Origin of the sequence: Amycolatopsis eburnea (assembly GCF_003937945.1) — a bacterium.
In the GTDB taxonomy this organism is placed as follows: Bacteria; Actinomycetota; Actinomycetes; order Mycobacteriales; family Pseudonocardiaceae; genus Amycolatopsis; species Amycolatopsis eburnea.
This window is the reverse complement of record NZ_RSEC01000014.1, coordinates 80,987-106,525: the sequence shown is the minus strand read 5'-3', so window position 1 is coordinate 106,525 and position 25,539 is coordinate 80,987. Positions and strand designations below refer to the sequence as shown.

Annotated in this window: 24 protein-coding genes, 1 tRNA gene and 1 pseudogene; 15 read left to right on the top strand and 11 right to left on the bottom strand. The window is 71.4% G+C overall.

The window, feature by feature from the left end:
* Positions 1 to 268 precede the first annotated feature (268 nt).
* Genes EIY87_RS03790 through EIY87_RS03770 form a run of 5 tightly spaced genes read left to right on the top strand, consistent with a single transcriptional unit; the run spans position 269 to position 6,318 of the window.
* Entirely contained in the window at positions 269 to 916 is a 648-nt protein-coding gene (locus EIY87_RS03790) for a FadR/GntR family transcriptional regulator (protein ID WP_125306244.1), read from the top strand.
* Positions 913 to 2,340, top strand: coding sequence for an amino acid permease (locus EIY87_RS03785; protein WP_125306233.1), 1,428 nt, complete (start codon positions 913 to 915; stop codon positions 2,338 to 2,340). Before EIY87_RS03790 ends, EIY87_RS03785 begins: the two co-directional genes overlap by 4 nt.
* Complete coding sequence (locus EIY87_RS03780; protein ID WP_125306232.1) at positions 2,337 to 3,254, top strand: asparaginase; 918 nt, start codon at positions 2,337 to 2,339, stop codon at positions 3,252 to 3,254. Before EIY87_RS03785 ends, EIY87_RS03780 begins: the two co-directional genes overlap by 4 nt.
* Positions 3,251 to 4,642, top strand: coding sequence for an aspartate ammonia-lyase (gene aspA / locus EIY87_RS03775; RefSeq protein WP_125306231.1), 1,392 nt, complete (start codon positions 3,251 to 3,253; stop codon positions 4,640 to 4,642). Before EIY87_RS03780 ends, aspA begins: the two co-directional genes overlap by 4 nt.
* Positions 4,643 to 4,695: 53 nt before the next feature.
* Positions 4,696 to 6,318 (top strand): CocE/NonD family hydrolase, encoded by a 1,623-nt coding sequence (locus EIY87_RS03770; protein ID WP_125306230.1) that lies wholly within the window; start codon positions 4,696 to 4,698, stop codon positions 6,316 to 6,318.
* Here the strand turns inward: EIY87_RS03770 and EIY87_RS03765 are convergent.
* Both EIY87_RS03765 and EIY87_RS03760 read right to left on the bottom strand, forming a co-directional pair.
* On the bottom strand, positions 6,308 to 7,066 hold the full coding sequence (locus tag EIY87_RS03765; RefSeq protein ID WP_125306229.1) for a metallophosphoesterase: 759 nt from the start codon (positions 7,064 to 7,066) through the stop codon (positions 6,308 to 6,310). The two genes, EIY87_RS03770 and EIY87_RS03765, sit on opposite strands and share 11 nt — an antisense overlap.
* The gene (locus EIY87_RS03760) at positions 7,063 to 7,695 is read right to left on the bottom strand and encodes a GntR family transcriptional regulator (RefSeq protein ID WP_125306228.1); all 633 of its coding nucleotides are present in this window, start codon (positions 7,693 to 7,695) and stop codon (positions 7,063 to 7,065) included. The genes EIY87_RS03765 and EIY87_RS03760 overlap by 4 nt, the downstream gene beginning before the upstream one ends.
* A 46-nt stretch (positions 7,696 to 7,741) precedes the next feature.
* Between EIY87_RS03760 and EIY87_RS03755 the strand changes: the two genes are divergently transcribed.
* Positions 7,742 to 8,911, top strand: a complete 1,170-nt coding sequence (locus tag EIY87_RS03755) for an aminotransferase class V-fold PLP-dependent enzyme (protein ID WP_125306227.1) — start codon at positions 7,742 to 7,744, stop codon at positions 8,909 to 8,911.
* Here the strand turns inward: EIY87_RS03755 and EIY87_RS03750 are convergent.
* Positions 8,908 to 9,378, bottom strand: a complete 471-nt coding sequence (locus tag EIY87_RS03750) for a DUF1453 domain-containing protein (protein ID WP_125306226.1) — start codon at positions 9,376 to 9,378, stop codon at positions 8,908 to 8,910. The genes EIY87_RS03755 and EIY87_RS03750 overlap by 4 nt on opposite strands.
* A gap of 67 nt (positions 9,379 to 9,445) precedes the next feature.
* Here EIY87_RS03750 and EIY87_RS03745 point away from each other — a divergent pair, with 67 nt between their 5' ends.
* Positions 9,446 to 10,051, top strand: a complete 606-nt coding sequence (locus EIY87_RS03745; protein WP_125306225.1) for a TetR/AcrR family transcriptional regulator — start codon at positions 9,446 to 9,448, stop codon at positions 10,049 to 10,051.
* Positions 10,052 to 10,130: 79 nt separating this feature from the next.
* Here EIY87_RS03745 and EIY87_RS49245 read toward each other — a convergent pair.
* Positions 10,131 to 10,265, bottom strand: a pseudogene (locus EIY87_RS49245) (oxidoreductase); the annotation flags it as partial.
* 120 nt (positions 10,266 to 10,385) lie between these two features.
* Positions 10,386 to 11,522, bottom strand: a complete 1,137-nt coding sequence (locus tag EIY87_RS03735; RefSeq protein ID WP_125306224.1) for an acyl-CoA dehydrogenase family protein — start codon at positions 11,520 to 11,522, stop codon at positions 10,386 to 10,388.
* A 30-nt stretch (positions 11,523 to 11,552) separates the two neighbouring features.
* Here EIY87_RS03735 and EIY87_RS03730 point away from each other — a divergent pair, with 30 nt between their 5' ends.
* Positions 11,553 to 13,040: an AMP-binding protein gene (locus tag EIY87_RS03730; RefSeq protein WP_125306223.1), complete on the top strand. Its 1,488-nt coding sequence runs from the start codon at positions 11,553 to 11,555 to the stop codon at positions 13,038 to 13,040.
* 13 nt (positions 13,041 to 13,053) lie between these two features.
* Positions 13,054 to 13,470: a cupin domain-containing protein gene (locus EIY87_RS03725; RefSeq protein ID WP_125306222.1), complete on the top strand. Its 417-nt coding sequence runs from the start codon at positions 13,054 to 13,056 to the stop codon at positions 13,468 to 13,470.
* Here EIY87_RS03725 and EIY87_RS03720 read toward each other — a convergent pair.
* The gene (locus EIY87_RS03720) at positions 13,467 to 13,931 is read right to left on the bottom strand and encodes a MarR family winged helix-turn-helix transcriptional regulator (protein WP_125306221.1); all 465 of its coding nucleotides are present in this window, start codon (positions 13,929 to 13,931) and stop codon (positions 13,467 to 13,469) included. The genes EIY87_RS03725 and EIY87_RS03720 overlap by 4 nt on opposite strands.
* A gap of 74 nt (positions 13,932 to 14,005) precedes the next feature.
* Between EIY87_RS03720 and EIY87_RS03715 the strand changes: the two genes are divergently transcribed.
* Positions 14,006 to 14,569 (top strand): carboxymuconolactone decarboxylase family protein, encoded by a 564-nt coding sequence (locus EIY87_RS03715; protein WP_125306220.1) that lies wholly within the window; start codon positions 14,006 to 14,008, stop codon positions 14,567 to 14,569.
* Between the two features lie 138 nt (positions 14,570 to 14,707).
* Positions 14,708 to 16,156: an MFS transporter gene (locus tag EIY87_RS03710; RefSeq protein WP_125306219.1), complete on the top strand. Its 1,449-nt coding sequence runs from the start codon at positions 14,708 to 14,710 to the stop codon at positions 16,154 to 16,156.
* Positions 16,157 to 16,171: 15 nt separating this feature from the next.
* On the opposite strand, the gene EIY87_RS03705 is transcribed toward EIY87_RS03710, so the two are convergent.
* From EIY87_RS03705 to EIY87_RS03695, 3 genes are all read right to left on the bottom strand, one after another.
* A tRNA-Val gene (locus EIY87_RS03705) sits at positions 16,172 to 16,243 on the bottom strand.
* Positions 16,244 to 16,285: 42 nt separating this feature from the next.
* A complete protein-coding gene (locus EIY87_RS03700) occupies positions 16,286 to 16,750 on the bottom strand; it encodes a peroxiredoxin (protein WP_125306218.1) in 465 nt (154 codons plus the stop codon).
* Between the two features lie 72 nt (positions 16,751 to 16,822).
* Positions 16,823 to 17,254, bottom strand: coding sequence for a DUF3052 domain-containing protein (locus tag EIY87_RS03695; protein WP_125306217.1), 432 nt, complete (start codon positions 17,252 to 17,254; stop codon positions 16,823 to 16,825).
* Positions 17,255 to 17,671: 417 nt separating this feature from the next.
* Here EIY87_RS03695 and aceE point away from each other — a divergent pair, with 417 nt between their 5' ends.
* Entirely contained in the window at positions 17,672 to 20,467 is a 2,796-nt protein-coding gene (gene aceE / locus EIY87_RS03690; RefSeq protein ID WP_125306216.1) for a pyruvate dehydrogenase (acetyl-transferring), homodimeric type, read from the top strand.
* A 78-nt stretch (positions 20,468 to 20,545) separates the two neighbouring features.
* The gene (locus EIY87_RS03685) at positions 20,546 to 21,757 is read left to right on the top strand and encodes an alpha-hydroxy acid oxidase (RefSeq protein ID WP_125306215.1); all 1,212 of its coding nucleotides are present in this window, start codon (positions 20,546 to 20,548) and stop codon (positions 21,755 to 21,757) included.
* On the opposite strand, the gene EIY87_RS03680 is transcribed toward EIY87_RS03685, so the two are convergent.
* The gene (locus EIY87_RS03680) at positions 21,754 to 22,500 is read right to left on the bottom strand and encodes an SDR family oxidoreductase (protein ID WP_225439684.1); all 747 of its coding nucleotides are present in this window, start codon (positions 22,498 to 22,500) and stop codon (positions 21,754 to 21,756) included. The genes EIY87_RS03685 and EIY87_RS03680 overlap by 4 nt on opposite strands.
* 79 nt (positions 22,501 to 22,579) lie before the next feature.
* Between EIY87_RS03680 and EIY87_RS03675 the strand changes: the two genes are divergently transcribed.
* Positions 22,580 to 23,179, top strand: coding sequence for a TetR/AcrR family transcriptional regulator (locus EIY87_RS03675; protein ID WP_125306214.1), 600 nt, complete (start codon positions 22,580 to 22,582; stop codon positions 23,177 to 23,179).
* 110 nt (positions 23,180 to 23,289) lie between these two features.
* Positions 23,290 to 24,900: an L-lactate permease gene (locus EIY87_RS03670; protein ID WP_125306213.1), complete on the top strand. Its 1,611-nt coding sequence runs from the start codon at positions 23,290 to 23,292 to the stop codon at positions 24,898 to 24,900.
* On the opposite strand, the gene EIY87_RS03665 is transcribed toward EIY87_RS03670, so the two are convergent.
* Entirely contained in the window at positions 24,881 to 25,513 is a 633-nt protein-coding gene (locus EIY87_RS03665) for a nicotinamide mononucleotide transporter family protein (RefSeq protein ID WP_125306212.1), read from the bottom strand. The genes EIY87_RS03670 and EIY87_RS03665 overlap by 20 nt on opposite strands.
* Positions 25,514 to 25,539 lie beyond the last annotated feature (26 nt).

Genomic DNA, 25,539 nt, shown 5'->3' with positions numbered 1-25,539 from the left:
ACACATCCCGTCAAAGACCCAAGGGTCAGTCGTTCATAGGGTCAGACCCTGGCGGGAGGTGCTCACCCCCATCCTCTCTGTCGTTCATGTCGTCCGGCGAGGTGAACGACCCTTTCATGACATCGCGGACCGCAGCGTCGGCCGGTGAGGTGGGCCACACCCGCCCGGTCCCGCGTTGACAGCCGCACCCCCGGGACCGAGCATTCCCCGCATGAACCTGTCTGACAGCCAGACAGCCGGACAAGGTGGTCCTCGCCGGGTGAGCGCCATGGAAGCCGTGCTGGCCCACCTGCGGCAGCTGATCGAACGCGGGGACTACCCCCTCGGCGCGAAGCTTCCCTCCGAAGCGTCCCTGAGCAGGGAGTTCGAGGTCAGCCGGTCGGTCATCCGGGAAGCCCTCCGGGGTCTGCAGGCCCTCGGCATGACCGAGTCGAAGACCGGCAAGGGCACCTTCGTCACCGCGACCGGGCCCGCCGAGAACCCGACGTTCGGGCCCTACTCCGCCCGCGACCTCATCGAGGTGCGGCGGCACGTCGAGATCCCCGTCGCGGGCTACGCGGCCGCCCGGCGGAGCCAGGACGACCTCGACCTGCTCGGCCACCTCGTCGAGCGGATGGACGCCGAGACCGACAACACCGCGTGGGTCGCGCTCGACTCGCTCTTCCACATCACCATCGCGCAGGCCTCGGGCAACCCCGTCTTCGGCAAGGTGATCGAGGAGATCCGGGACGCGCTCGCCCGCCAGTCCGCCTTCCTCAACCAGCTCGGCGGCCGGCGCGCGCAGTCGAACGCCGAGCACCGGGACATCGTGACCGCCATCGCGAGCGGCTCCGAGCCGGACGCCGTCGCAGCCATGACCGCGCACCTCGAGCACGTCGAGGCCACCTTGACCAGCATCGTGAACGGGGACCAGTGACCGAACAGACCCTCACGCCGTCCGACGCCACCACAGACGCGGGCGACGCCAGCTACCGCAAGTCCCTCAAGCCCCGGCACGTGAACATGATCGCCATCGGCGGGGCCATCGGCACCGGCCTGTTCCTCGGCGCCGGCGGCCGGCTCGCCCAGGCCGGGCCGGCGCTGGCCATCGTCTACGCCGTCTGCGGGCTCTTCGCGTTCTTCGTCGTCCGCGCGCTCGGCGAGCTGATCCTGTACCGGCCCTCCAGCGGCGCCTTCGTCTCCTACGCCCGCGAGTTCATGGGCGAGAAGGGCGCGTACGTCGCCGGCTGGATGCACTTCCTCAACTGGTCGACCACCGGCATCGCCGACATCACGGCGATCGCGCTCTACGCGCACTTCTGGTCGTTCTTCTCGCCGATCCCGCAGTGGGTGCTCGCGCTGATCGCCCTCGCCGTAGTCCTGACGCTGAACCTCGTCTCGGTGAAGCTGTTCGGCGAGATGGAGTTCTGGTTCGCCATCGTCAAGGTCGCCGCGCTCGTGCTGTTCATGGTGATCGGGATCTTCCTGCTGGTGACGCAGACGCCGATCGACGGCGCCGCCCCCGGCCCGCGGCTGATCACCGAGCACGGCGGGATCTTCCCCACCGGGCTGCTGCCGATGGTGCTGATCGTGCAGGGCGTGGTGTTCGCCTACGCCTCGGTCGAGCTGGTCGGCGTCGCGGCGGGCGAGACCGAGAACCCGGAGAAGATCATGCCGAAGGCGATCAACTCCATCATGTGGCGGATCGCGGTCTTCTACGTCGGCTCGGTCGTGCTGCTGGCGATGCTGCTGCCGTGGAGCTCCTACACGAAGGACCAGAGCCCGTTCGTCACCGTGCTGTCCCACCTCGGCGTGCCCGCCGCGGACAGCGTGATGAACCTGGTCGTGCTCACCGCCGCGCTGTCCAGCCTGAACTCCGGCCTCTACTCGACCGGCCGGATCCTGCGGTCGATGGCGATGGCGGGCTCGGCGCCGAAGTTCACCGGCGTGATGAACCGCAACCACGTGCCCTACGGCGGGATCCTGCTCACCGCGGCCGTCTGCGTGCTGGGCGTCGGGCTCAACTACGTGGTGCCGAAGGACGCCTTCGACATCGTCCTGAACTTCGCCGCGATCGGCATCCTCGCCACCTGGGCCATCATCGTGCTCTGCCACCTGCTGTTCGTCCGCAAGGCCGGGCGCGAGGGCGTCGAGCGGCCGTCGTTCCGGCTGCCGTTCTCGCCGTACACCGAGATCGCGACGCTGGTGTTCCTCGCCGCCGTCGTCGTCCTGATGGGCTTCGACGAGACCGGCCGGATCACCCTCCTGGCGCTGCCCGCGATCCTGGTCGCGCTGGTCGCGGGCTGGTTCGCCGTGCGCAAGCGGATCGACATGCGCGCGTTCGACGAGGAGGGCGTGTGAGCCACGAACCCCTGGTCGAGCTGATCCGCGACGGTCTCGTCGAAGGCGTGCACCACGGCTCCCTGGTCGTGCTTGCCCCGGACGGCTCGACGCTGTTCGCCGCGGGTGACCCGGACGCCGTCATGTACCCGCGGTCGACGGCGAAACCGCTGCAGGCCACGGCGATGGCGCGGCTCGGGCTGCGCCTGTCCCCCGCCGGCTTCGCGATCGCGGCGGCCAGCCACTCCGGCGAGCCGATGCACCTCGACGCCGCGCTCGACGTCCTCGGCGGCCGCTCCCCCGGCGCGCTCGGCAACCCGGCCGACTTCCCGTACGACCCCGTCGAACGCGACCACTGGATCGCGACCGGCCGCGCGCCGAGCCGCCTGGCGCACAACTGCTCCGGCAAGCACGCGGCGATGCTCGCGACCTGCGAGCTGAACGGCTGGGCGGCCGAGGGCTACCTCGACCCGGCCCACCCGCTGCAGCGCGCGATCGCGGCGACCGTCGAGGACCTGACCGGGCGCGGCATCGAACGCGTCGCCGTCGACGGCTGCGGCGCGCCGCTGTTCGCGACGACGTTGCGCGGCCTCGCGACCGCCGTTTCGAAGATCGCGACCGCCGCGCCCGGCACGCCCGAGCACCTGGTCGCCGAGGGCATCCGGACGCACCCGGAGCTGGTCGGCGGCAGCCGCCGCGACGTCACCGCCGTCATGCGCGCGGTGCCGGGGCTGATCGCGAAGGACGGCTTCGAGGCCGTCCAGATCGCCGCGCTGCCGGACGGCACGGCGATCGCGGCCAAGATCGCCGACGGCGGCGACCGGGCGCGGTACCCGGTGCTGGCCGGCGCGCTGGAGCTGTGCGGGATCGACGTCCCGCCCGGCCCGGAAAACCTGCGTTTCACCGGAAAGCTGACTGTGGGGAGCCCGCGATGACCACCCGCCGCGAACACGACCTGCTCGGCGACAAGGACGTCCCCGCCGACGCGTACTGGGGCGTGCACACCGCCCGCGCCCGCGAGAACTTCCCCATCACCGGCACGACCATCGCCGCGTACCCGCACCTGATCGAGGCGCTCGCGTCGGTGAAGGAGGCGGCGGCCCGCGCCAACGCCGAGCTGGGCCTGCTGGAGCCCGGGATCGCCGACGCCATCGTGCGTGCCTGCGGGGAGATCCGCGGTGGCGCGCTGCACGGCGAGTTCGCCGTCGACGTCATCCAGGGCGGCGCCGGCACGTCGACCAACATGAACGCCAACGAGGTGATCGCCAACCGCGCGCTCGAGCTGCTCGGGCACGCCAAGGGCGACTACCACGTCGTGCACCCCAACGAGCACGTCAACCTCGGGCAGTCGACCAACGACGCCTACCCGACCGCGGTCAACGTCGCGACGATCCTCGCCGTGCGCGAGCTGGCCGGGTCGATGGTCGTGCTGGAGCAGGCGTTCGCCGCCAAGGCCGTCGAGTTCCACGACGTGCTCAAGATGGGCCGGACGCAGCTGCAGGACGCGGTCCCGATGACGCTCGGCCAGGAGTTCGGCACCTACGCGGTGATGCTCGGCGAGGACCGGCTGCGGCTGAACGAGGCCGTCGCGCTGCTGCACGAGATCAACCTCGGCGCGACCGCCATCGGCACCGGCCTCAACGCCGCGCCGGGGTACGCCGAAGCCGCGTGCCGGCACCTGCGCGAGATCACCGGGCTGCCCCTCGTCACCGCGGCGGACCTCGTCGAGGCCACCCAGGACTGCGGTGCGTTCGTGCACCTGTCCGGCGTGCTCAAGCGGATCGCGGTCAAGCTCTCCAAGAGCTGCAACGACCTGCGCCTGCTGTCCTCGGGCCCGCGCGCCGGGCTGAACGAGATCAACCTGCCGCCGGTGCAGGCCGGGTCGTCGATCATGCCCGGCAAGATCAACCCGGTGATCCCGGAGGTGGTCAACCAGGTCGCGTTCGAGGTGATCGGCAACGACGTCACCGTGACGATGGCGGCCGAAGCCGGGCAGCTGCAGCTCAACGCGTTCGAACCGGTCATCCTGCACGCGCTGTCGGAGAGCATCACGCACCTGGGCGCGGCCTGCCGGACGCTGGCCGCGAAGTGCGTTTCCGGGATCACGGCGAACGTCGACGTCCTGCGCTCCTACGTCGAGAACTCGATCGGGCTGGTGACGGCGCTGAACCCGGCGATCGGCTACGCGGCCGCGACGGAGATCGCCAAGGAGGCGCTGGCGACCGGCCGCGGCGTGGCGGAGCTCGTCGTCGAGAAGGGCCTGATCCCGGCCGAGGAGCTGGCCAGGCTGCTGCGTCCGGAAACCCTCGCGCGCGCGAACTGAGGTACGGTCGGATCCGGAAGGATCAACTCCGCTTCGGCTGATCGGGGACGCCCGTGCTGGACCGACTTGTCGACAAGCTGCTCGGGCTCCCCCGCGCCGAAGGGCCGAAGCCGGTCGTGACGCGCGACCTGGCCACGCCGATGCCCGACGGCGTCACGCTGCTGGCCGACCGGTACGCCCCGGAAGGCACCACGTCGGCGCCGGTCGTGCTGATCCGCACGCCGTACGGGCGCGCGGGCCTGCTGTCCAAGCTCTTCGGCGACACGTTCGCCCGGCACGGGCTGCAGACGGTCGTCCAGAGCACCCGGGGTTCGTTCGGCTCGGGCGGCGAGTTCCGGCCGTTCCACCTCGAGCGCGAAGACGGCGTGGCGACCGCGGAATGGCTGCGGGAGCAGCCGTGGTGCGACGGGAACGTCGCCATGGCCGGCGCCAGCTACCTCGGGCACACCCAGTGGGCGGTCGGCCCGTACCTCGACCCGCCGCTGGCCGCGATGTGCCTCGGCGTGACGGCGTCGGAGTTCGTCTCGACGTTCTACCCGGGCGGCGTGCTCGCGGCGGACAACATGGTGTCGTGGTCGGCGATGATCGGCCGCCAGGAAGAGCGGTTCGCCGCGCTGCCGAACCCGCTCCAGAAGCGCAAGACGCGGCGGGCGATGGCGCACCTGCCGCTCAGCGGCGCCGACGTCGCCGCGATCGGGAAACCCGTGCAGTTCCTCCAGGACGTCACCGCGCACTTCGTGCCGGACGACGACTACTGGGTGATGTCCGACCACAGCGCCGAAGTCGCGAAGCTCGACGTCCCGGTGTCGATGGTGACCGGCTGGTACGACCTGTTCATCCGCGGGCAGCTGCGCGACTTCCGGATCCTCGCCGAAGCGGGCAAGCGGCCGCGGATCACCATCGGGCCGTGGGCCCACGGCGAGCCGGCGAGCATGGGCCCGATGATCCGCGACCAGCTCGGCTTCCTGCGCGCGCACCTGCTCGGCGACCGCGCCCAGCTGCAGCGCTCGCCGGTCCGGTTGTTCCTGCAGGGCGCGAACTCCTGGCTGGACTTCGAGTCCTGGCCGCCGCCGTCGACGCCGGCCGCGTCCCACCTGCGGCCGGTCGGCGGGCTCGGCGAGGTGGCCGAGCGGGCGCTCCCGACGACGTTCACCTACGACCCGGCCGACCCGACCCCGGCGGTCGGCGGGCCCCTGCTCACCGGCGAGACGAAGCAACGCGACAACCAGGAGGTCGAGGCCCGCCCGGACGTGCTCGTCTTCACCGGCGAACCGCTGCCCGCGGACCTCGACGTCATCGGCGAAGTGGCCGCGACCGTGCACGTGCGCACCGAACTCGGCCACGCCGACGTCTACGTCCGGCTCTGCGACGTCGCCCCGGACGGCGTGTCCCGCAACGTGACCGACGGGATCCTGCGGCTGCGCCCGGGCTTCCCCGCGGCCGACGAAGACGGCGTGGTGACGGCCGAGGTCGACCTCGACCCGACGGCCTACCGCTTCCGCCGCGGCCACCGCCTGCGCGTCCAGGTGGCGGGCGGCGGCTTCCCCCGCTTCGCGCGCAACCACGGCACGGGCGAGCCGGTCACGTCGGCGGTGGACGGCAAGCCGAACCGCTTCGAGGTCTTCCACGACGCGGCCCGGCCGTCCCGGATCACGCTGCCGGTGTTCAGCCGCTGACCACGCGGTGGTGGCTGGTCACGCGCCCGTCGTCGTGCAGGACGTGCAGCAGCAACCCCGGCTGGCGCTCGTAGTCGAGCGGGCCGCCCTCGGCCCAGCCGCGGTCCGCGCCCGGCTCGACCGGCAGCAGCGACTGCGAGACGACGCCCGGCGCGATGCGCAGCGGCACGCCGGCGAACGTCGTCGACGCGCCGGTGTGCACGTGCCCGGCCAGCAGCGCCTTCACCCGCGGGTGCCGGGCCAGCACGGCGGCCAGCCGGTCTTCGCCGCTCTGGCGGATCCCGTCGACCAGCGGGACGCCGACCTCGACCGGCGGGTGGTGGAAGGCGACGATCGCCGGTCCGTCGCCGCCGGCGAGCGTGTCGTCGAGCCACGCCAAGGTCGAGTCGGCGAGGAAACCGGCGCCGCGCCCGGGGATCGTCGAGTCGCACATCGCGAACAGCACCCCGCCGACCTCGTGGGCGACGTCGATCGGCTCGTCCGACGGCGGCAAGCCGAGCAACCCGGTCCGGAATTCCGCGCGGACGTCGTGGTTACCGGGGCAGACCAGCACCGGCGCCGGGTACTCGAGCAGTGCGGCGGCACGCGCGTACTCCGTGGCCGCGCCGTGGTCGGCGATGTCGCCGGTGACGACGAGGGCGTCGACCGGCCGCGCCAGGCCGCCCAGGTAGGCCATCACCGCGGCGACGCGGTCTTCGGCCCGCGGCTCGTCGTCGAGGTGCAGGTCGCTCAGGTGCGCGATGATCATCTTCCGTCCTTCCCCAGGTAGGCCAGGGCTTTCACCCAGTTGCGGACGAGCACCGCGGACGCGGTCGGCAGGTCGCCGTCGCGCAGCGCCGCGGCGATCCGGCGGTGCTCGCCGATGCTCTCCCCGGCGCGGCCCGCACCGCCGAAGTAGCACGATTCGTACCGCTTGAGCAGCGGCTTGGTCTGCTCGATCAGCCGCAGCAGGTGCGGGTTCGGGCAGCGGGACAGCAGCAGCGCGTGCCACCGGTCGTCCACATCGGACAGATCGTCGCCGCCGGCCAGCGCCGCGTCCATCTCGTCGGCGACGGCGTCGAGCGCGTCCGGCAGGCCGGCCAGCTCCAGCGGCGACGTCCAGCGCAGCGCGAGGGCTTCCAGCTCGGCGACCAGCGGGTAGAGGCGGCGGGCCTCGTCCGGGTCGAACGGCGGCACGAGGAACCCGCGGCCGGGCGCGGAGACGAGCAGGCCGCGGTCGGCGAGCCCGATCAGCGCCTCCCGCAGCGGCGTCCGGCTGACGCCCAGCTCGCGCGCCAGGTGCACTTCGTTGACGCGGCCGCCGGCGGCGAGCCGCCCGTCGAGCACGCGGGTGGTGATCTGCTCGATGAGGTCGCTGCGCAGCGGGGTCCGGGCCATGGCGGCAGTATTGCATACAGTACCTAACTACTGTATTCAGTTGAGCATGACCTTCGACGTCGAACGCGCGCGCCGTGAGACCCCCGGCTCCGCCGAGGTGGTCCACTTCAACAACGCGGGCTCCGCGCTCCCGCCGTCCGTCGTGACCGACACCGTCGTCGATTACCTGCGCCACGAAGCGCTGATCGGCGGCTACGAAGCCGCCGCCGAAGCGTCCGAAAAGCTCGCCGCCGTCTACACCTCCGCGGCGCGGCTGGTCGGCGCCGAAGCCGACGACATCGCGCTCACCGACAACGCGACGCGGTCGTGGCAGGCGGTCTTCTACGCGCTGCCGTTCGGCCCCGGCGACCGGATCCTCACCTCCCGCGCGGAATACGCCAGCAACGCCATCGCGTTCCTGCAGGTCGCCAAGCGCACCGGCGCGGTCGTCGAGGTGATCGGCGACGACGAATCGGGCCAGCTGGACGTCGAAGAGCTGCGGCGGCGCGTCGACGGCGACGTCAAGCTGATCGCCGTCAGCCACGTCCCCACCCAGGGCGGCCTGGTCAACCCGGCCGAGGAGATCGGGGCGATCGCGCGGTCGGCCGGGATCCCGTTCCTGCTCGACGCCTGCCAGTCAGTGGGCCAGCTCGACCTCGACGTCGCCCGCCTGAACTGCGACGCGCTGTCGGCGACCGGCCGCAAGTACCTGCGCGGGCCGCGCGGCACCGGGTTCCTCTATGTGCACCCGGCGCTGCGGGAGCGCCTGGAGCCCGCGATGCTCGACCTGCACTCGGCGAGCTGGGAGTCGCCGACGGAGTACGTCGTCGACCCGACCGCCAAGCGCTTCGAGGTGTGGGAACGGGACTTCGCCGCCGTGTTCGGCCTCGGCGCCGCCATCGACTACGCGCTCGGCTGGGGCCTGCCCGCCATCGAAGCGCGCGTCACGTCCCTGGCCGCGACACTGCGCGAACGGCTCACCGAAGCCGGCGCCCGCGTGCACGACGTCGGGGCCCGCCAGTGCGGCATCGTCACCTTCACCGTCGAAGGCACCCCGGCCAAGGAGATCAAGGCGCGGCTGGCCGCGGCCGGCATCAACACGTCGGTGTCGTCGCGGACGTCGGCCCAGTACGACTTCACCGCGCGCGACCTGCCGGACCTGCTCCGCGCTTCGGTGCACTACTACAACACCGAGGACGAGATCGACCTGCTGGTGCGGCAGGTCGAAAAGCTCTAGGCCCGCGGCCGCGCGTACGGGAGGCCGGTCACCTTCGCCCGCCGCGCCACGACCAGTGTTTCGCCGAGGAGGCTCACGCCGATGGACAGCGTCATCGGCCGGGCCTCCTCGTGCATGCCTGCCGAGACCGCGAGGGCGCCGAAGCCGAAGTTGACGGCGGCCGCCACCACCCAGACCGCGAACGTCCACGGCGTGTAGCGCAGCCAGAGCACGCCGTCCCGCTCGAACAGCCGGGTGGTCGCGGCGCGAACCGCCCCGAAGCCGAGCCCGATCGCCGAACCCAGCGCGAGCCAGACCGCGTCGGCCGCGGTCAGCCCGAGCTTGGTCAGGCTGTAGGCACCGATCGCGATCAGGACCGCCGGCGCGCCGAACACCTCCCTGGCCACCAGCGGTTCGCCCCTCAGCCGCCGGATCACCAGTACCACGACCGCGGCCAGCACCCCCGCGGCGATCAGCCATTCCCGCACGTTCTCCCCCTTTTATAGCATGACCTTGCTACAAAGATTGATAGCATGACTGTGCTATAAAGGCAACGTGCCGAAGATCGTCGACGCCGGAGCCCGCCGTCTCGAAATCGCGGACGCCGTGTTCCGGGTGATCCGCCGCGACGGCGTCGACCAGGCGTCCCTGCGTGCCGTCGCCGCCGAAGCCGGGCTGGTGATCGGGTCGGTGCGGCACTACTTCGCGACGCACGACGAGATGATCGTCTTCGCCGTGCGCACGCTGGCCGACCGCGTGACCGCCCGGATCGCCGAGCGCGCGGAGCGGATCTTCGCCGGGACGCCGGACCGGCTCGAAGCGACCGTCCGGCTGCTGGCCGAGCTCCTCCCCCACGACGAGACCCGCGCGGCCGAGGCGGAGGTGTGGCTCGCGTTCACCGTGGCCGCGCGCACCCGCCCGGAGCTGGCCGCCGAGGCCGAACGCGTGCACGAGGGCACGCGGGCGCTCACCCGCCGGTGCCTCGCCGAAGCGGACGCGCTCGGCTCGCTGCGCCCCGGCCTGAACCTCGCCCTCGAGGCGGAACGGCTGGCCGCGCTGCTCGACGGGCTCACCCTCGGCGGCGTCACGCAGCCGGGCCGCCTGCCGCCGCGGCTCGCCCGCGACGTCCTGCGGCGGCAGCTGGAAAGCCTGCGGGCCTAAGCGAAGGCGTCGACTCCGGTGAGCGCGGCCGACACCGTCCACAGTCGCTCGGCCGGCACCGGGTCGAGGTGGCGCACGAGCCCTGCTCGAAGTTCGGGTCGTCGAAGCGCACCGGGCCGTAGTGGTGGCCGCGTGAGGACACCGAAACGACGCGGGCACCGGCGTTGAACGCGGGCCAGAGCCGGTTCACCAGGGCGAAATGGCCGAGGTGGTGATCCCGGCGCTGCCGACGACCTCGGCAGCGGTGGTGCCGGCGCCGAACCCGGAGCCGATCTTGTGCTGAGCGGTGGTCATGCCCGCGACGGTAAGCGCTGGAGTGAACTCCAGCGCAAGTTCAGTCCTTGAGCAGCTGGCGCGCGATCACGAGCTTCTGGATCTCGCTGGTGCCCTCGTAGATGCGGAACAGCCGCGCGTCCCGGTAGATCCGCTCGACCGTCACCCCGCGGACGTACCCCATCCCGCCGTGCACCTGCACCGCCCGGTCGGCGACCCGGCCGAGCATCTCGGTGCAGAACAGCTTCGCCGACGACGGGCCGAGCTTGCGGTCCTCGCCCGAGTCGTACTTCGCGGCGGCCTCGTGCACCATCGCGCGCCCGGCCGCCAGCTCCGCGTGCGACTCGGCGAGCAGCGCCTGGACCAGCTGGTACTCACCGATCACGCGACCGCCCTGGCGCGCGGTCCGGGCGTACTCGACGGCTTCGGCCAGCGCGCGTTCCGCCATGCCGACGCACAGCGCCGCGATGTGCAGCCGGCCCCGGGCGAGCGAGGCCATCGCGATGCCGAAGCCCTTGCCCTCCTCGCCGACCAGCGCGTCGGCCGGCAGCTCGACGTCGTCGAAGACCACTTCCGACGTCCACGCGCCGGCCTGGCCCATCTTGCTGTCGTGCGGGCCGACCGTGACCCCGGCCGCCCCGGCGGGGACCAGGAACGCCGAGATGCCGCGGCTGCCGGTGCTGTCGGGATCGGTGCGCGCGAAGGCGACGAAGACGTCGGCGAGCGGCGCGTTCGTGATGAAGCGCTTGGTGCCCGAGAGCCGGTAGCGGTCGCCGTCGCGGACCGCGCGGCTGGTCAGGCCGCCCGGGTCCGAGCCGGCTTCGGCTTCGGTGAGCGCGAAGGAGGCGATCGACCGCCCGGCGGCCAGCCGCGGCAGCCAGTGGGTGCGCTGGTCCGGCGTCCCGTAGTGCACGATCGCCTGGCCGGCGATGCCGTTGTTGGTGCCGAACAAGGACCGGAACGCGGGCGTCGTCCAGCCCAGCTCGATCGCCAGCCGGACGTCTTCGGCCATGCCGAGCCCCAGGCCGCCGTACTCCTCCGGCAGCGCCCAGCCGAACAGGCCCAGTTCGGCGGCTTTGTCCCGGATTCCGGCGGGGATCTCGTCGTGCTCGTCGATCTCCGCCTCGCGCGGCACGACCTCCTTGCGCACGAACTCCCGCACCGCGCCGAGGACCTGCCCGAAAACGTCCGCGTCCATGTGTCGCACGGTACCGGTAGCGTGCGACGCGTGAGCACCTTCTTCGACGTCGCAGAGCAGCACCCGGACCGGCTCGCGGTGCTCGCGCCCGACGGGACCGCGGCGACTTTCGGCGAGCTGGCCGCGCGGGCGAACCGGCTGACGCACGCGCTGCGCCGGCTGGGGCTCGGGCCGGGCGACGGCGTCGTCGCGATCGTCCACAACGGACTCCCGTACTTCGAGCTGCTGTTCGCGACGCTGCAGGCCGGGCTGTACTTCACCCCGGTCAACTACCGGTCGTCGCCTGCCGAAATCGCTTACGTGGTCGAGAACAGCGGCGCGCGGGTGGTCGTCGCGGAGGCGGACATCGCGCGCGAATGCGACGTCGCCGTGCCGCGGTTCTCGATCGGCCCGGCCGAGGGCTGGGGCGACTACGCGTCCTGGGGCGAGGACGAGCCGTCGTCGCCGCCCGAGCCGCGGACCGCGGGCCAGACCATGCTCTACACGTCGGGGACCACCGGGCGGCCCAAGGGCGTCCGGCGCGCGTTGAGCGGGAAACCGCCGTCGCTGCACGCGATCCACCGCGATCTGCTGGCTTCGTTCGGCGTGCTCCCGGGACCGGGGGTGCACCTGGTGGCCTGCCCGCTCTACCACGCGGCGCCCGGCTCGTTCGCCGTCAACGCGCTGCACCTCGGGCACAGCGCGGTGCTGATGGACCGCTTCGACGCCGAAGAGACGTTGCGGCTCGTCGAACGGCACCGCGTCACGAGCACGCACCTGGTGCCGACCATGTTCCACCGGATGCTGCGGCTGCCCGAAGACGTCCGCGCGCGGTACGACACGTCCAGCCTGGTGAGCGTGATCCACGGCGCGGCGCCCTGCCCGCGCGAGGTCAAGGAGCGGATGATCGCCTGGCTCGGCCCCGTGGTGCACGAGTACTACGGCGCTTCGGAAGGCTTGATCTGCGGCGTCACGGCGTCCGAATGGCTGGCGGCGCCGGGGACCGTGGGGCGGCCGTTGACCGGCGTGCGCTTGAAGATCCTCGACGACGACGGCGCCGAGGTGCCCGACGGCGAGCCGGGCACGATCTGGTTCAGCTCCGCGCACACCGCGATCGACTACCTCGGCGACCCGGAGAAGACCGCGGCGAACCGGTCGGGCGAGTTCATCACCGTCGGCGACTTCGGCCACCGCGACGGCGAAGGCCGCGTCTTCCTGCTCGACCGCCGGACCGACCTGATCCTCTCCGGCGGCGTCAACATCTACCCGGCCGAGGTCGAGGCGCGGCTGCTCACACACCCCGACGTCGCCGACGCGGCGGTGATCGGCGAGCCGGACGACGAATGGGGGCAGCGCGTGGTCGCCGTCGTCGAGCCGGTGCCCGGTGTTGTCCCGGGCGACGAGCTGGCCGCGCGGCTGGCCGAGCACTGCCGCGCCGCGCTGGCGGGGTTCAAGACGCCGAAGCGGTTCGACTTCACCGATCGCCTGCCGCGCACGGAATCGGGCAAGATGATGCGGCGCACCCTGCGCCCGTCGTGAGGAGTACTGCCCGATGCGCAAGACCTGCACGATCATCGCCACCACAGCGCTGGCCGTCACGCTGGCCTCCGGGACCGCGTCCGCGACGCCCGGCAGCGGCGTCACCGGCACGATCCTGGCTCAGAAGACCGTCGGCCACACCGACTACACGCTGCGGGAGATCACCATCCAGCCCGGCGGCTACACGGGCTGGCACTTCCACGACGGCACGCTCTACGCGTACGTGAAAGCCGGGACGCTGACGCACAACCTGGCCGACTGCAGCATCGACGGCGTCTTCGGGACCGGGCGCGCGTTCAGCGAAAAGCCCGACCAGGTGCACATCGGGCGCAACCTCGGCTCGACGCCGCTGGTGCTCGAAGTCCTGTACGTGCTGCCGGCGGGCAGCCCGCTGTCGGAGGACGCGCCGGATCCGGGCTGCGGCTTCTAGCTCGTGAACCACCCCGCGGCGTCCAGGCGGTAGGCCGCGGGCCCGACGACCTTGCGCAGGTCGGCTTCGAGCGCGCCGATCCGCTCGGCGCCGACCGCGCGCGCCCATTCCGCGCGCAGGTCGTCGAAGATCTCGGCCGACTTCGTGAGCGCGTCGACGCCGTGCGCGCTGAGCCGCACGATCTTGCGCCGCGCGTCGGCGGGGTCGTCGGCGCGTTCGGCGTACCCGAGCGCTTCCAGGCGTTCGACGGTCTTGCCCGCCGCCTGCTTGGACACGCCGAGGCGGCGGCCGATCTCCGACGCCGTCGCGCCCTGGACGCCGATGGCCTGCATGGCGAAGCCGTACGACGGGCGCACGTCCGGGTGGCCACGGCGCGCGAGCTCGGCGTGCAGGCGGTCGATGAGCGTGCGGAAGCCGCCGAAGAGCAGGAACGGCAGCTCGTAGCCGGGTGCTTCGGCCATTACCCCTTGCCCTTTTCGACAACCAGGTTTACTGTTTCGACAACCACGTTGTCGATCCTACGTCTGGAGACGTCTTGTTCCCCGATCACACCCCGGAGTCTGCACCCCCGGCCGCCCGCCCGACGATGGCGGCCACCGCGAAGAAGTTCGGCCACGTCCCGCCGGCCGTCGCCCGGATGGCGACGTCGCCGGAGACGCTGAACGGCTTCCTCAAGCTGAACGCCATCTTCGAGACCACGACGCTGACGGCGCTGGAGCGCGAAGTCCTGGTCATGACGGTGGCCACGCGCAACGGCTGCCACGTCTGCGTCGCGATGCACACGGCATCCCTTTCCGGGCTGTCGGCTTCGCCGGACCTCATCGCGGCGCTGCGGGCGCAGGCTCCCCTGCCGTCCGCGCGGCTCGAGGCGCTGCGGCGGTTCACCTTGACCGTGATGGACACGACGGGGGACGTCCCGCCGTCGTCGCTGGCCGAGTTCGTCGAGGCCGGGTTCACCCCGCGGAACGCGTTGGAGGTGGTGCTGGGGATCGGGACGTACACGGTTTCGACGTACGCGAACCGCTTGATCCAGGCGCCGCTGGACGAGGCTTTCGCAGGTCACGCCTGGGATCCCGAAACTGCCGGTGCCGCGCGGTAGCTGCCGTTGGCATCCCCCTCGACAAGCTCGCGATAAGCCTCGCCGACGCTAGCCGGGAAAAAACTTCGCGGCACCGTGTCCGGTCGCCGCGACCGGCTCCGACCTCCTGGTGTGACCGACCACGGAGAAGGAGTCGAAATGGACAAGCCGGCCGGACGGCGGGAGTGGCTGGGCCTGGCGGTGCTGGTGCTGCCCACCCTGCTCGTCGCGATGGACATGACCTCGTTGTTCCTCGCGTTGCCGCAGCTCAGCGCCGACCTCGGGGCGAGCGCCACGGAGCAGTTGTGGATCACCGACAGCTATGGCTTCGTGGTCGCCGGGTTCGTCATCACGATGGGCACGCTCGGCGACCGCATCGGCCGCCGCCGGCTGCTGCTCGCCGGTGGTGCGGCCTTCGGGATCCTCTCGATCGTCGCCGCGTTCTCGACGAGCCCGGAGATGCTCATCGTGGTCCGCGGCGCGCTCGGCGTGGCGGGGGCGACGCTGATGCCCTCGACCCTCGCCCTGATCACGAACATGTTCCGCGACGGCCGCCGGCGCGGAACGGCCATCTCGATCTGGGCCACGTGCCAGTTCGCCGGCGGCGCGGCCGGCCCGGTGTTCGCCGGGTTCCTGCTCCAGCACTTCCCGTGGGGCTCGGTGTTCCTGGTCGCCGTCCCGGCCGTGGCGGTGCTGCTGGCCGCCGGGCCGTTCCTCCTCCCGGAGTTCCGCGCCCCCGCGTCCGGCCGGCTGGACCTCCCCGGCGTCGCGCTCTCGCTGGCCGCGGTGCTGCTGATCGTGTTCGGCCTCAAGCAGCTGACCACCGGCGAGCTGCTGGTCCCGCTCGGCGCCATCGCCCTCGGCGCCCTGCTCGCCGCGGTCTTCGCCCACCGCCAGCTGACGACGGCGTCCCCGCTGCTGGACCTCCGCCTGTTCCGCAACGGCCCCTTCACGGCGGTCCTGGTGTCGCTGGTCTTCGCGGGCGTCGCGATGGCGGGTGTCGGCCTGCTGGTGACGCAGTACCTGCAGAGCGTCCTGGGCTACTCCCCGCTGCTGTCGGCGGTCCTGTTCGCCCCGATGGGCCTCGGCGTGGCACTGGGCACGATGACGGCCCCCACCCTGACCCGCTGGCTCTCCCCGGCCACCGCGATCGCCGGCGGCCTGGTCATCTCGGCGGCGGGCAGCCTCCTGCTGGTCTTCACCCACGGCCCGGCCCTCGTGATGGCGGGCATCGCGATCCTGACCCTGGGCACGGGCCCGCTGTTCGCACTGGGCATCGGCCTGGTGATGGGCTCGGTCCCGCCGGAGCGGGCGGGCTCGGCGGCCTCGATGGCGGACACGGGCAACTACCTGGGCGGCTCCCTCGGCCTGGCCCTGATCGGCCTGACGGCGACGGCGGTCTACCACGGCGTCTTCCCGGCCGGCTCGACCCTCGCGGTGGACGTCACGCACCCGGAGCTGGCGGCCCAGGCGAAGGAAGCGTTCACGACGGCGCTCAACGTGACGGGCGTGATCGCGACGGTGCTGTTCCTGGGACTGGCAGTGCTGGTGCGGACGATGAGCCGGACCAAGGGCGCCGTCGCGCCGCAGCCGGCCATGGCCGGGTGACCGAGGCCACCGAGGTGGGCGCAGCAGGGTTCGAACCTGCGACCGCTCGGGTGTAAACCGAGTGCTCTTCCGCTGAGCTATGCGCCCCGCCGGCGGCGGTCCCACGGAGGGACCGCCGCCGGGAAAACCTCAAGCCGTCAGTTCGGCGACGGCCTTCTTCCAGCCCTGCTGGTCGCGCGCCTCGCCCGGCGCGTTGACCTCGGCGAACCGGACCACACCGGCGGTGTCGATCAGGAACGTCCCGCGCACCGCCAGCCCCGCGTCGGAGTTGAACACCCCGTACGCCTGGGCCACCTCGCCGTGCGGCCAGAAGTCGGACAGCAGCGGGAACTGGTAGCCCTCCTTCTCGGCCCACGCCTTCAGCGAGAACGGCGTGTCGACCGAGACGCCCAGTACCTGGACGCCCTTGCCGTCGTAGTCGGCGAACTCGTCGCGGAGCTGGCACAGCTCGCCGGTGCAGATGCCGCTGAACGCGAACGGGTAGAAGACCAGCAGGACCGGCTTGTCGCCCCGGAAGGACGACAGCTGCACGGGCTGCTTGTTGTAGTCGTTGAGCGTGAAGTCAGGGGCCTCAGAACCGACCTCGACGGCCATACCGCGTTTCCTCTCCCGTACGGACACGTGCCTGCGACGACAACCCTATCGTGTCCGCCGGGCGGGGCCGGGTCAGCGCTGCTTCGACTTCGACTTGGGGGACACCAGCCGGGTGCCGATCCAGTTCGCGCCGACACTCATGTTGGCGGTCTGGGCCAGTCCGACGGCGGGCACCGCTTCGGCGATTTCGCTCGGTTCGACGTGCCCGGGCTGTCCCGTCTTCGGGGTCAGCACCCAGATCACGCCGGTCTCTTCCAGGGGGCCCCTGGCGTCGATCAGCGCGTCCCCGAGATCGCCGTCGTCCTCGCGCCACCACAGCAGCACCACGTCGATGACCTCGTCGGCGTCCTCGTCGAGGATGTCCCCGCCGATCTGCTCCTCGATCGCCGCGCGGACGTCGTCGTCGACGTCCTCGTCCCAGCCGATCTCCTGGACCACCATCTCGGGCTTGATGCCGAGCCTCTCGGCGACGCTGCTCTGATCAGCGTCTCCCGCGGCGACCACTGCTTTCACTCCTCCAACTACGACGGAGTGTGGCGTCGAGCACCCTCTTCGAAGGTACAGCGGCGCCACACTCGGCGACCCGGTTGCGAACAGCGAACACTGGTAGGGCTCCGCGCGCAACCGTCCACACCGGATCTTTGACAACTCGTGTCGCAGGATACGGCCCGCGAGGGACCCTCCGCGACGGCGTTTCGGGTGCCTCGGCCGACCGGTCTGCCACCCCTTCGGGTGCCGTCCCCTAGGGTGGGGGAGAAGAAAACGCGCGCGCGATACACCGCGCGCGGGGAGTGGCCCGACCGGGTCGGCCCATGTTACCGCCAAGTAGCGGTGCGGAAGCCGGGACGGAAGACGACGATGGAGAGTCGTACACCCCCGAGCACGAGCACCACCGGCTACAACTTTTCGCAAGGAGACCCCTTGGCCCCGCAGAACGACGGCGCCTCCGGCAAGGAGACCCCGGCACGCGTACGCGTCATCCGTGACGGACTGGCGGCGCACCTGCCCGACATCGACCCGGAGGAGACCGCCGAGTGGCTGGACTCCTTCGACGAGGCCCTGGCGAGGGGCGGGCAGCAGCGCGCCCGGTACCTGATGCTGCGCATCCTCGAGCGGGCCCGGGAGCGGAACGTCGGCGTCCCGGCCCTGACCTCGACGGACTACGTCAACACGATCCCCACCGAGAACGAGCCGTGGTTCCCCGGTGACGAGGAGATCGAGCGCCGCTACCGCGCCTACATCCGCTGGAACGCGGCGATCATGGTGCACCGCGCGCAGCGTCCCGGCGTCGGCGTCGGCGGGCACATCTCGACCTACGCGTCGTCGGCCGCGCTCTACGAGGTGGGCTTCAACCACTTCTTCCGCGGCAAGGACCACTCCGGCGGCGGCGACCAGATCTACATCCAGGGCCACGCCTCCCCCGGCATCTACGCCCGCGCGTTCCTCGAGGGCCGGCTCTCGGAGTCGCAGCTCGACGGCTTCCGCCAGGAGTTCAGCCACGCCGGCGAGGGCGGCGGCCTGCCGTCGTACCCCCACCCGCGGCTGATGCCGGACTTCTGGGAGAACCCGACGGTGTCGATGGGCCTCGGCCCGATGAACGCCATCTACCAGGCCCGGTTCAACCGCTACCTGCGCGACCGCGGCATCAAGAACACCGACGACCAGCACGTCTGGGCGTTCCTCGGCGACGGCGAGATGGACGAGGCCGAATCGCGCGGCCTGGTGCACGTCGCGGCCGGCGAGGGCCTCGACAACCTGACCTTCGTGATCAACTGCAACCTGCAGCGGCTCGACGGCCCGGTGCGCGGCAACGGCAAGATCATCCAAGAGCTGGAGTCGTACTTCCGCGGTGCCGGCTGGAACGTCATCAAGGTCATCTGGGGCCGCGAGTGGGACTCGCTGCTGCACGCCGACCGCGACGGCGCCCTGGTCAACCTGATGAACGTCACCCCGGACGGTGACTACCAGACGTACAAGGCCAACGACGGCGCCTTCGTCCGCGAGCACTTCTTCGGCCGCGACCCGCGGACGAAGGACCTGGTCAAGGACCTCTCCGACGCCGACATCTGGAACCTCAAGCGCGGCGGCCACGACTACCGCAAGGTGTACGCGGCGTACAAGTCCGCGCTGGAGCACCACGGCCAGCCGACGGTGATCCTGGCCCACACGATCAAGGGCTACGGCCTGGGCCCGGCGTTCGAGGGCCGCAACGCCACGCACCAGATGAAGAAGCTCACCCTCGACGACCTGAAGCTGTTCCGCGACTCGCAGCGGATCCCGATCAGCGACGAGGAGCTCGAGCGCGACCCGAAGCTGCCGCCGTACTACCACCCGGGCGCGAACTCGCCCGAGATCGAGTACATGATCGGCCGCCGCAAGGCGCTCGGCGGCTTCCTGCCGGAACGCCGCCCGAAGGCCGCCAAGGCCCTCGTGCTCCCGGGCGACAAGGTCTACGAGGGCATCCGGAAGGGCTCCGGCAAGCAGGAGGTCGCCACGACGATGGCGTTCGTCCGGCTGGTCCGCGAGCTGGCGAAGGACTCCGAGATCGGCAAGCGCGTCGTCCCGATCATCCCGGACGAGGCCCGCACCTTCGGCCTCGACTCGATGTTCCCGACGGCCAAGATCTACAACCCGCACGGCCAGACGTACACGTCGGTCGACGCGAGCCTGATGCTGGCCTACAAGGAGTCCGAGAAGGGCCAGCTGCTGCACGAGGGCATCAACGAGGCGGGCTCGACCGCGTCGTTCACCGCCGTCGGCACGTCGTACGCGACGCACGGCGAGCCGATGATCCCGATCTACATCTTCTACTCGATGTTCGGGTTCCAGCGCACCGGTGACGGCCTCTACGCGGCCGCCGACCAGATGGCCCGCGGGTTCGTCCTCGGCGCCACCGCCGGCCGCACCACGCTGACCGGTGAGGGCCTGCAGCACGCCGACGGACACTCGCTGCTGCTGGCGGCGACCAACCCGGCCGCGGTGACCTACGACCCGGCGTGGTCGTTCGAGATCGCGCACATCGTCAAGGACGGCCTGCGCCGGATGTACGGCGAGACCGGCCCGGACGGCAACGGCGAGAACGTCTTCTACTACATGACGATCTACAACGAGCCGTACCAGCAGCCCGCCGAGCCGGAGAACCTCGACGTCGACGGCCTGCTCAAGGGCCTGTACAAGTACGCCGACGCGCCGGAGGGCGACGGTCCCGAGGTGCAGATCCTGGTCTCCGGCGTCACGATGCCGGACGCGCTCAAGGCGCAGAAGCTGCTGGCCGAGGAGTGGGGCGTGCGGGCCGCGGTGTGGTCGGCGACGTCGTGGACCGAGCTGCGGCGCGAGGCCGTCGAGATCGACCACGACAACCTGCTCTACCCGGGCAGCGAGCCGCGCGTGCCGTACGTCACCGAGAAGCTCAAGGGCGCGAACGGGCCGGTCGTGGCGGTTTCGGACTGGATGCGCGCGGTGCCGGACCTGATCCGCCCGTACGTCCCGACCGACATGCTGACGCTGGGCACCGACGGGTTCGGCTTCTCCGACACCCGGCCCGCCGCGCGGCGGAAGTTCCTGGTCGACGCCGAGTCGATCACGGTCGGCGCCCTGTCGATCCTCGCCAAGCGCGGCGAGGTCGAGCAGGCGAAGGTCCTCGAAGCGGCCACGAAGTACCGGCTCGACGACATCGCGGCCGCGGGGCCGCAGACGTCGGATTCCGGGAGCGCGTGACCTGGTGCTAGAAAGGAGCCCGCAGACATCCGACGTCTGCGGGCTCCTCTCGCCGCGAAGTTCAGGGAGTTGATGAGGGTGACGAAGCGCCGCCTGCCGAAGCCGGACGAGCTGAAGCAGATCCTGCGACCCAAGCCGATCGTGCTGAACCCGACCGACCGGCGGCTGGCGAACGCGCACACCATCGCCGACCTGCGGATGATCGCGCGCAAGCGCACCCCGCGGGCGGCGTTCGACTACACCGACGGCGCCGCCGAGCTCGAAGACAGCCTGCTCCGCGCGCGGCAGGCGTTCCGCCGGGTCGAATTCCACCCGAACGTGCTGCGCGGGGTGTCCGATGTGGACACCTCACGCGAGATCCTCGGCAAGACCTCGGCGCTGCCGTTCGCCTTCGCCCCCACCGGGTTCACGCGGATGATGCAGCACGAGGGAGAGAGCGCGGTGGCGCGCGTCGCCGAGCGCAACGGCATCCCGGTGGGCCTCTCGACGATGGCGACGACGTCGATCGAGGACCTGGCGGCGGCCGCGCCCGGCGCCCGCAAGTGGTTCCAGCTCTACGTCTGGCGCGACCACGGCGCCGGTGAAGATCTGATGAATCGGGCGTGGGAGAACGGCTTCGACACGCTCATGCTGACCGTGGACACGCCGGTCGCCGGCGCCCGGCTGCGGGACGTCCGCAACGGCCTGACCATCCCGCCGGCGCTGACGCTCAAGACGTTCCTCGACGGCGCGACGCACCCGGCCTGGTGGTTCAACCTGCTCACCACCGAGCCGCTGACGTTCGCTTCGCTCAACCAGTTCGGCGGCACCGTCGCCGAGCTGCTCAACAAGCTGTTCGACCCGACGCTCGACTACGACGACCTGGACTGGGTGCGCCGCACCTGGCCGGGCAAGCTCGTGGTCAAGGGCGTGCAGAACGTCGAGGACGCCCGCGACGTCGTCAAGCACGGCGCGGACGCGGTGCTGCTGTCCAACCACGGCGGCCGCCAGCTCGACCGCGCGCCGACCCCCCTGGAGCTCCTCCCGGCGGTGCTGGACGAGCTCCAGGGCGGCGCCGAGGTCTGGATCGACACCGGCATCCTCTCCGGCGGCGACATCGTCGCGGCGATCGCCCGCGGTGCCGACGCGGTCCTGGTCGGCCGCGCGTTCCTCTACGGCCTCATGGCCGGCGGCGAGCGCGGCGTGCAGCGGTGCGTGGACATCCTGCGGACGGAAATGGTCCGCACGATGCAGCTGCTCGGCGTCCGGACCCTGAAGGACCTGACCCCGAGCCACGCCACCCTGCGTTAGACCTGCGCCTGGCCGCCGTCGACGAAGAACTCGACGCCGTTGACGAAGCTGGCCTCCGATGAGGCCAGGAACAACGCGGCGGCCGCGATTTCGGCCGGGTCGCCCATGCGGCCCAGCGGGACCTCGGCCTGGAGGCCGTCGACCAGGGCCTGCTGCCCGTCGTCGGGGACCAGGCCGAGCAGGCCCGGGGTGAGCGTCGGCCCCGGGCTCAGGACGTTGACCCGCGTCCCGGTCCCCTTCAGGTCGAGCGCCCAGCTGCGGGCGAAGTTGCGGACCGCCGCCTTGGTCGCCGCGTAGACGCTGAAGGCCGGGCTGACGCGCGTCGACGTCGTCGAGCCGGTGAGGATGATCGACGCGTTCGCGTTCAGCAGCGGCAACGCCTTCTGGACGGCGAAGAGGACGCCCTTGACGTTCGTGCCGAACGTCGTGTCGAACTGCTCCTCGGTGATCTCGCCGAGCGGCGCGAACTCCCCGCCGCCGGAGTTGGCCACCAGCACGTCCAGCCCCCGGCCCCGCTCGGCCACCACGCGGTAGACCGCGTCGAGGTCGGCGAGCTTCGAGGAGTCGGCGCGGATCGCCTCCACGCCGTCGCCGATCTCCTCGACCGCCGCGTCGAGCACCTCCTTGCGGCGCCCGGTGATGAAGACGTGCGCGCCTTCGGCGGCGAACCGCTTCGCGATGGCGAGCCCGATGCCGGTGCCGCCGCCGGTGACGACGGCCGTCTTGTCTTCCAGCTGCACGATGCCTCCCGAGTTCTTGACTATCTCGTCCAGAACGTACGCCGTTCTGGACTGGATAGTCAAGAACGCCTATCCTGAGCCCATGGCGAGACCCCGGAGCTTCGACGAAGCGGCAGTCCTGCGCACCGCCCGGGACCAGTTCTGGGAGACCGGCTACGCGGGCACCAAGGTGGACGACCTCGCCGCCGCGACCGGCCTCGGCAAGGGCAGCCTCTACGGCGCCTTCGGCGACAAGCACGCGCTGTACCTGCGCGTCTTCGACCACCACTGCGCGGAAATGGCCGAGAGCACGCGCCGTCAGCTCGACGGCCCCGACGACACCGCCTACGCGCGGCTGAGCGGCCACGTGCACGCGATCGCGGAATCGGTCGCCGCCGACCAGGCCCGCCGGGGCTGCCTGATCGCGAAGAGCACCGCCGAATGCGCCGAGCACGACGAAGCCGTCGCGGCCCGCAGCCGTCGGCTGTTCGAGGACATCCAGGATCACCTGACCACGTGCATCGCGGGCGCCCAGCGCGCCGGCGACCTCGCCGGCGACCAGGACCCGGCCCGCCTCGCCGGGCTCGTGCTGGCGGTGCTGCGCGGCCTCGAAGCACTGGGCAAGGGCGGCGTCGCGCCGGCCGGGATCCGGGCGATCGCCGAAACCGCGCTCGCCGTCCTGCCGAAGCCCGTGAAGGACTGACTCGCTGGGCCAACCGGACTCAAGTTCTTGACGGACCGCCTGGTTTGTGACGAAGATCTCGGGCACTCGCCGAAAGGCCGTTTTCGCATCGTGGAAAACGGAGGTCGCCCGTGTTCGTCCAGGATCTCACCCCCCTTGGTTCGCTGGGCCTGTCGGCGCTCGTCGCCGTGCTGCCGCTGGCCACCGTCCTCGTGCTCCTCGGCGCCGTCCGGATGCGGGCGCACCACGCCGCCCTCATCGGGCTGCTCGTGGCGCTCGTCGTCGGGGTCGCCGCGTTCGGGATGCCCGTCGTTCAGGCCGTCTCCGGGGCGCTCCAAGGCGCCGCGTTCGGGCTGTGGCCGATCATGTGGATCGTCGTCAACGCGCTGTGGATCTACCGGCTCACCGTGCGGACCGGGCACTTCGACGTCCTGCGCCGCTCGTTCGGCCGGATCTCCGACGACCCGCGGATCCAGGCCCTGATCATCGCCTTCTGCTTCGGGGCGCTGATGGAAGCGCTGGCGGGCTTCGGCGCGCCCGTCGCGATCAGCGCCGTGATGCTGGTGGCCGTCGGCTTCCACCCGGTGAAGGCCGCGGTCGTCGCGCTCGTCGCGAACACCGCGCCGGTCGCGTTCGGCGCGATGGGCACGCCCGTGGTCACCCTCGCCCAGGTCACCGGCCTGCCGCTGCAGGAGGTGTCCTCGATCGTCGGGCGCCAGACGCCGCTGCTCGCGCTGGTCGTGCCGCTGCTGCTGGTGCTGATCGTCGACGGCGGGCGCGGGCTGAAGGACACCTGGCTGCCCGCGCTGATCTGCGGGGTCGCGTTCGGGCTCGTGCAGTTCCTCGCGTCCAACTTCGTGTCGCCGCAGCTGGCCGACATCGGCGCCGCACTCGCCGGGGCGGCCGCGCTCGTGGCGCTCCCCCAGACCCGCCGGCCGGTGCCCGAAGCCGTCCGGATCGGCACCGGCGGGACGGCGACCGCGGAGGCACCGCCGGAAGACTCGCGCGCCGACGTCGTGAAGGCGTACCTGCCCTACGCGCTGATCATCGTGATCTTCTCCGTCGCGGTCCTGCCGCCGGTGAAGAAGCTGCTGGACAAGGCGACCTGGAAGTTCCACTGGCCCGGGCTGAACGTGGCGGGGCCGAACGGGAAACCCGTCTCCGGCAACACCTTCTCGCTGCCGTTCCTCAACACCGGCGGCACGCTCGTCCTGCTGGCCGGCGTCCTGACGGCGGCGGTGCTGGCCGTCTCGGCGAGCGGGACCGCGCAGGAGTGGCTGGCCACCGTCAAGGAGCTGCGGTTCGCGATCCTCACGGTCACCGGCGTGCTCGCGCTGGCCTACGTGATGAACCTGTCCGGCCAGACGAGCACCATCGGCACGTTCATCGCGGCGGCGGGCGCCGGCCTGGCGTTCCTGTCCCCGGTGCTGGGCTGGTTCGGCGTCGCCGTCTCGGGCTCGGACACCTCGGCGAACGCGCTGTTCGGCGCGCTGCAGGTGACGGCGGCGGCCAAGACCGGCCTGCCGGCGGAGCTGCTGGCCGCGGCCAACAGCTCCGGCGGCGTCCTCGGCAAGATGGTGTCGCCGCAGAACCTCACGATCGCCTGCGTGGCCGCGAACCTGCCCGGCGAGGAGGGCAAGCTGCTGCGGAAGGTGCTGCCGTGGAGCCTGGGACTGCTGCTGGTGATGTGCCTGATCGTGTGGGGTCAGAGCACGCCGGTGCTCAGCTGGATGCTGCCATGACCCGCGCCTCGACGCGCTTGGCCGAGCGGTTCCAGCTCCACCAGCCGTGCACGACGAGCCCGGCGAACACGATGTAGATCGCGGCCGAGAAGTACAGGCCCGAGGAGATCTGCAGCGGCACGCCGATCGCGTCGACGACCAGCCAGACCAGCCAGAACTCGACGAGCCCCGCGCCCTGCGCACCGAAGGCGACGAGGGTGCCGACGAAGATGGCGGCGTCCGGCCACGGCGCCCAGGAAGCGTTCAGCGCGTCGAGGACCAGCGCCATCACGGACGTGCCGACGACGAAGGCGCCGAGCATGGCCAGCCGTTCGGCGAGCCGACCCGAGCGGACGACGACGCCGAACACCGGGTCCTTGCGGCGCGTCCAGGCCCACCAGCCGTAGAGCGAGATGGCGAGGATCGCGACCTGCCGGGCGGCGAGGCCGCCGAGGTGCGCGGAGACGTAGACGGCGAACAGCAGCACGGTCGCCCCGACCTGCACGGGCCACGTCCACAGGGTGCGACGCTGCGCGAGGAACACGACCGCCAGCGCGAACACCTGCCCGGCGAGCTCCGCGATCGAAATCCACTGGCCCAGCACGGTGATCCCGTGGTGCAGCAGGAAGTCCACGGCACGCCCCTTTCGTCCTACCGCTC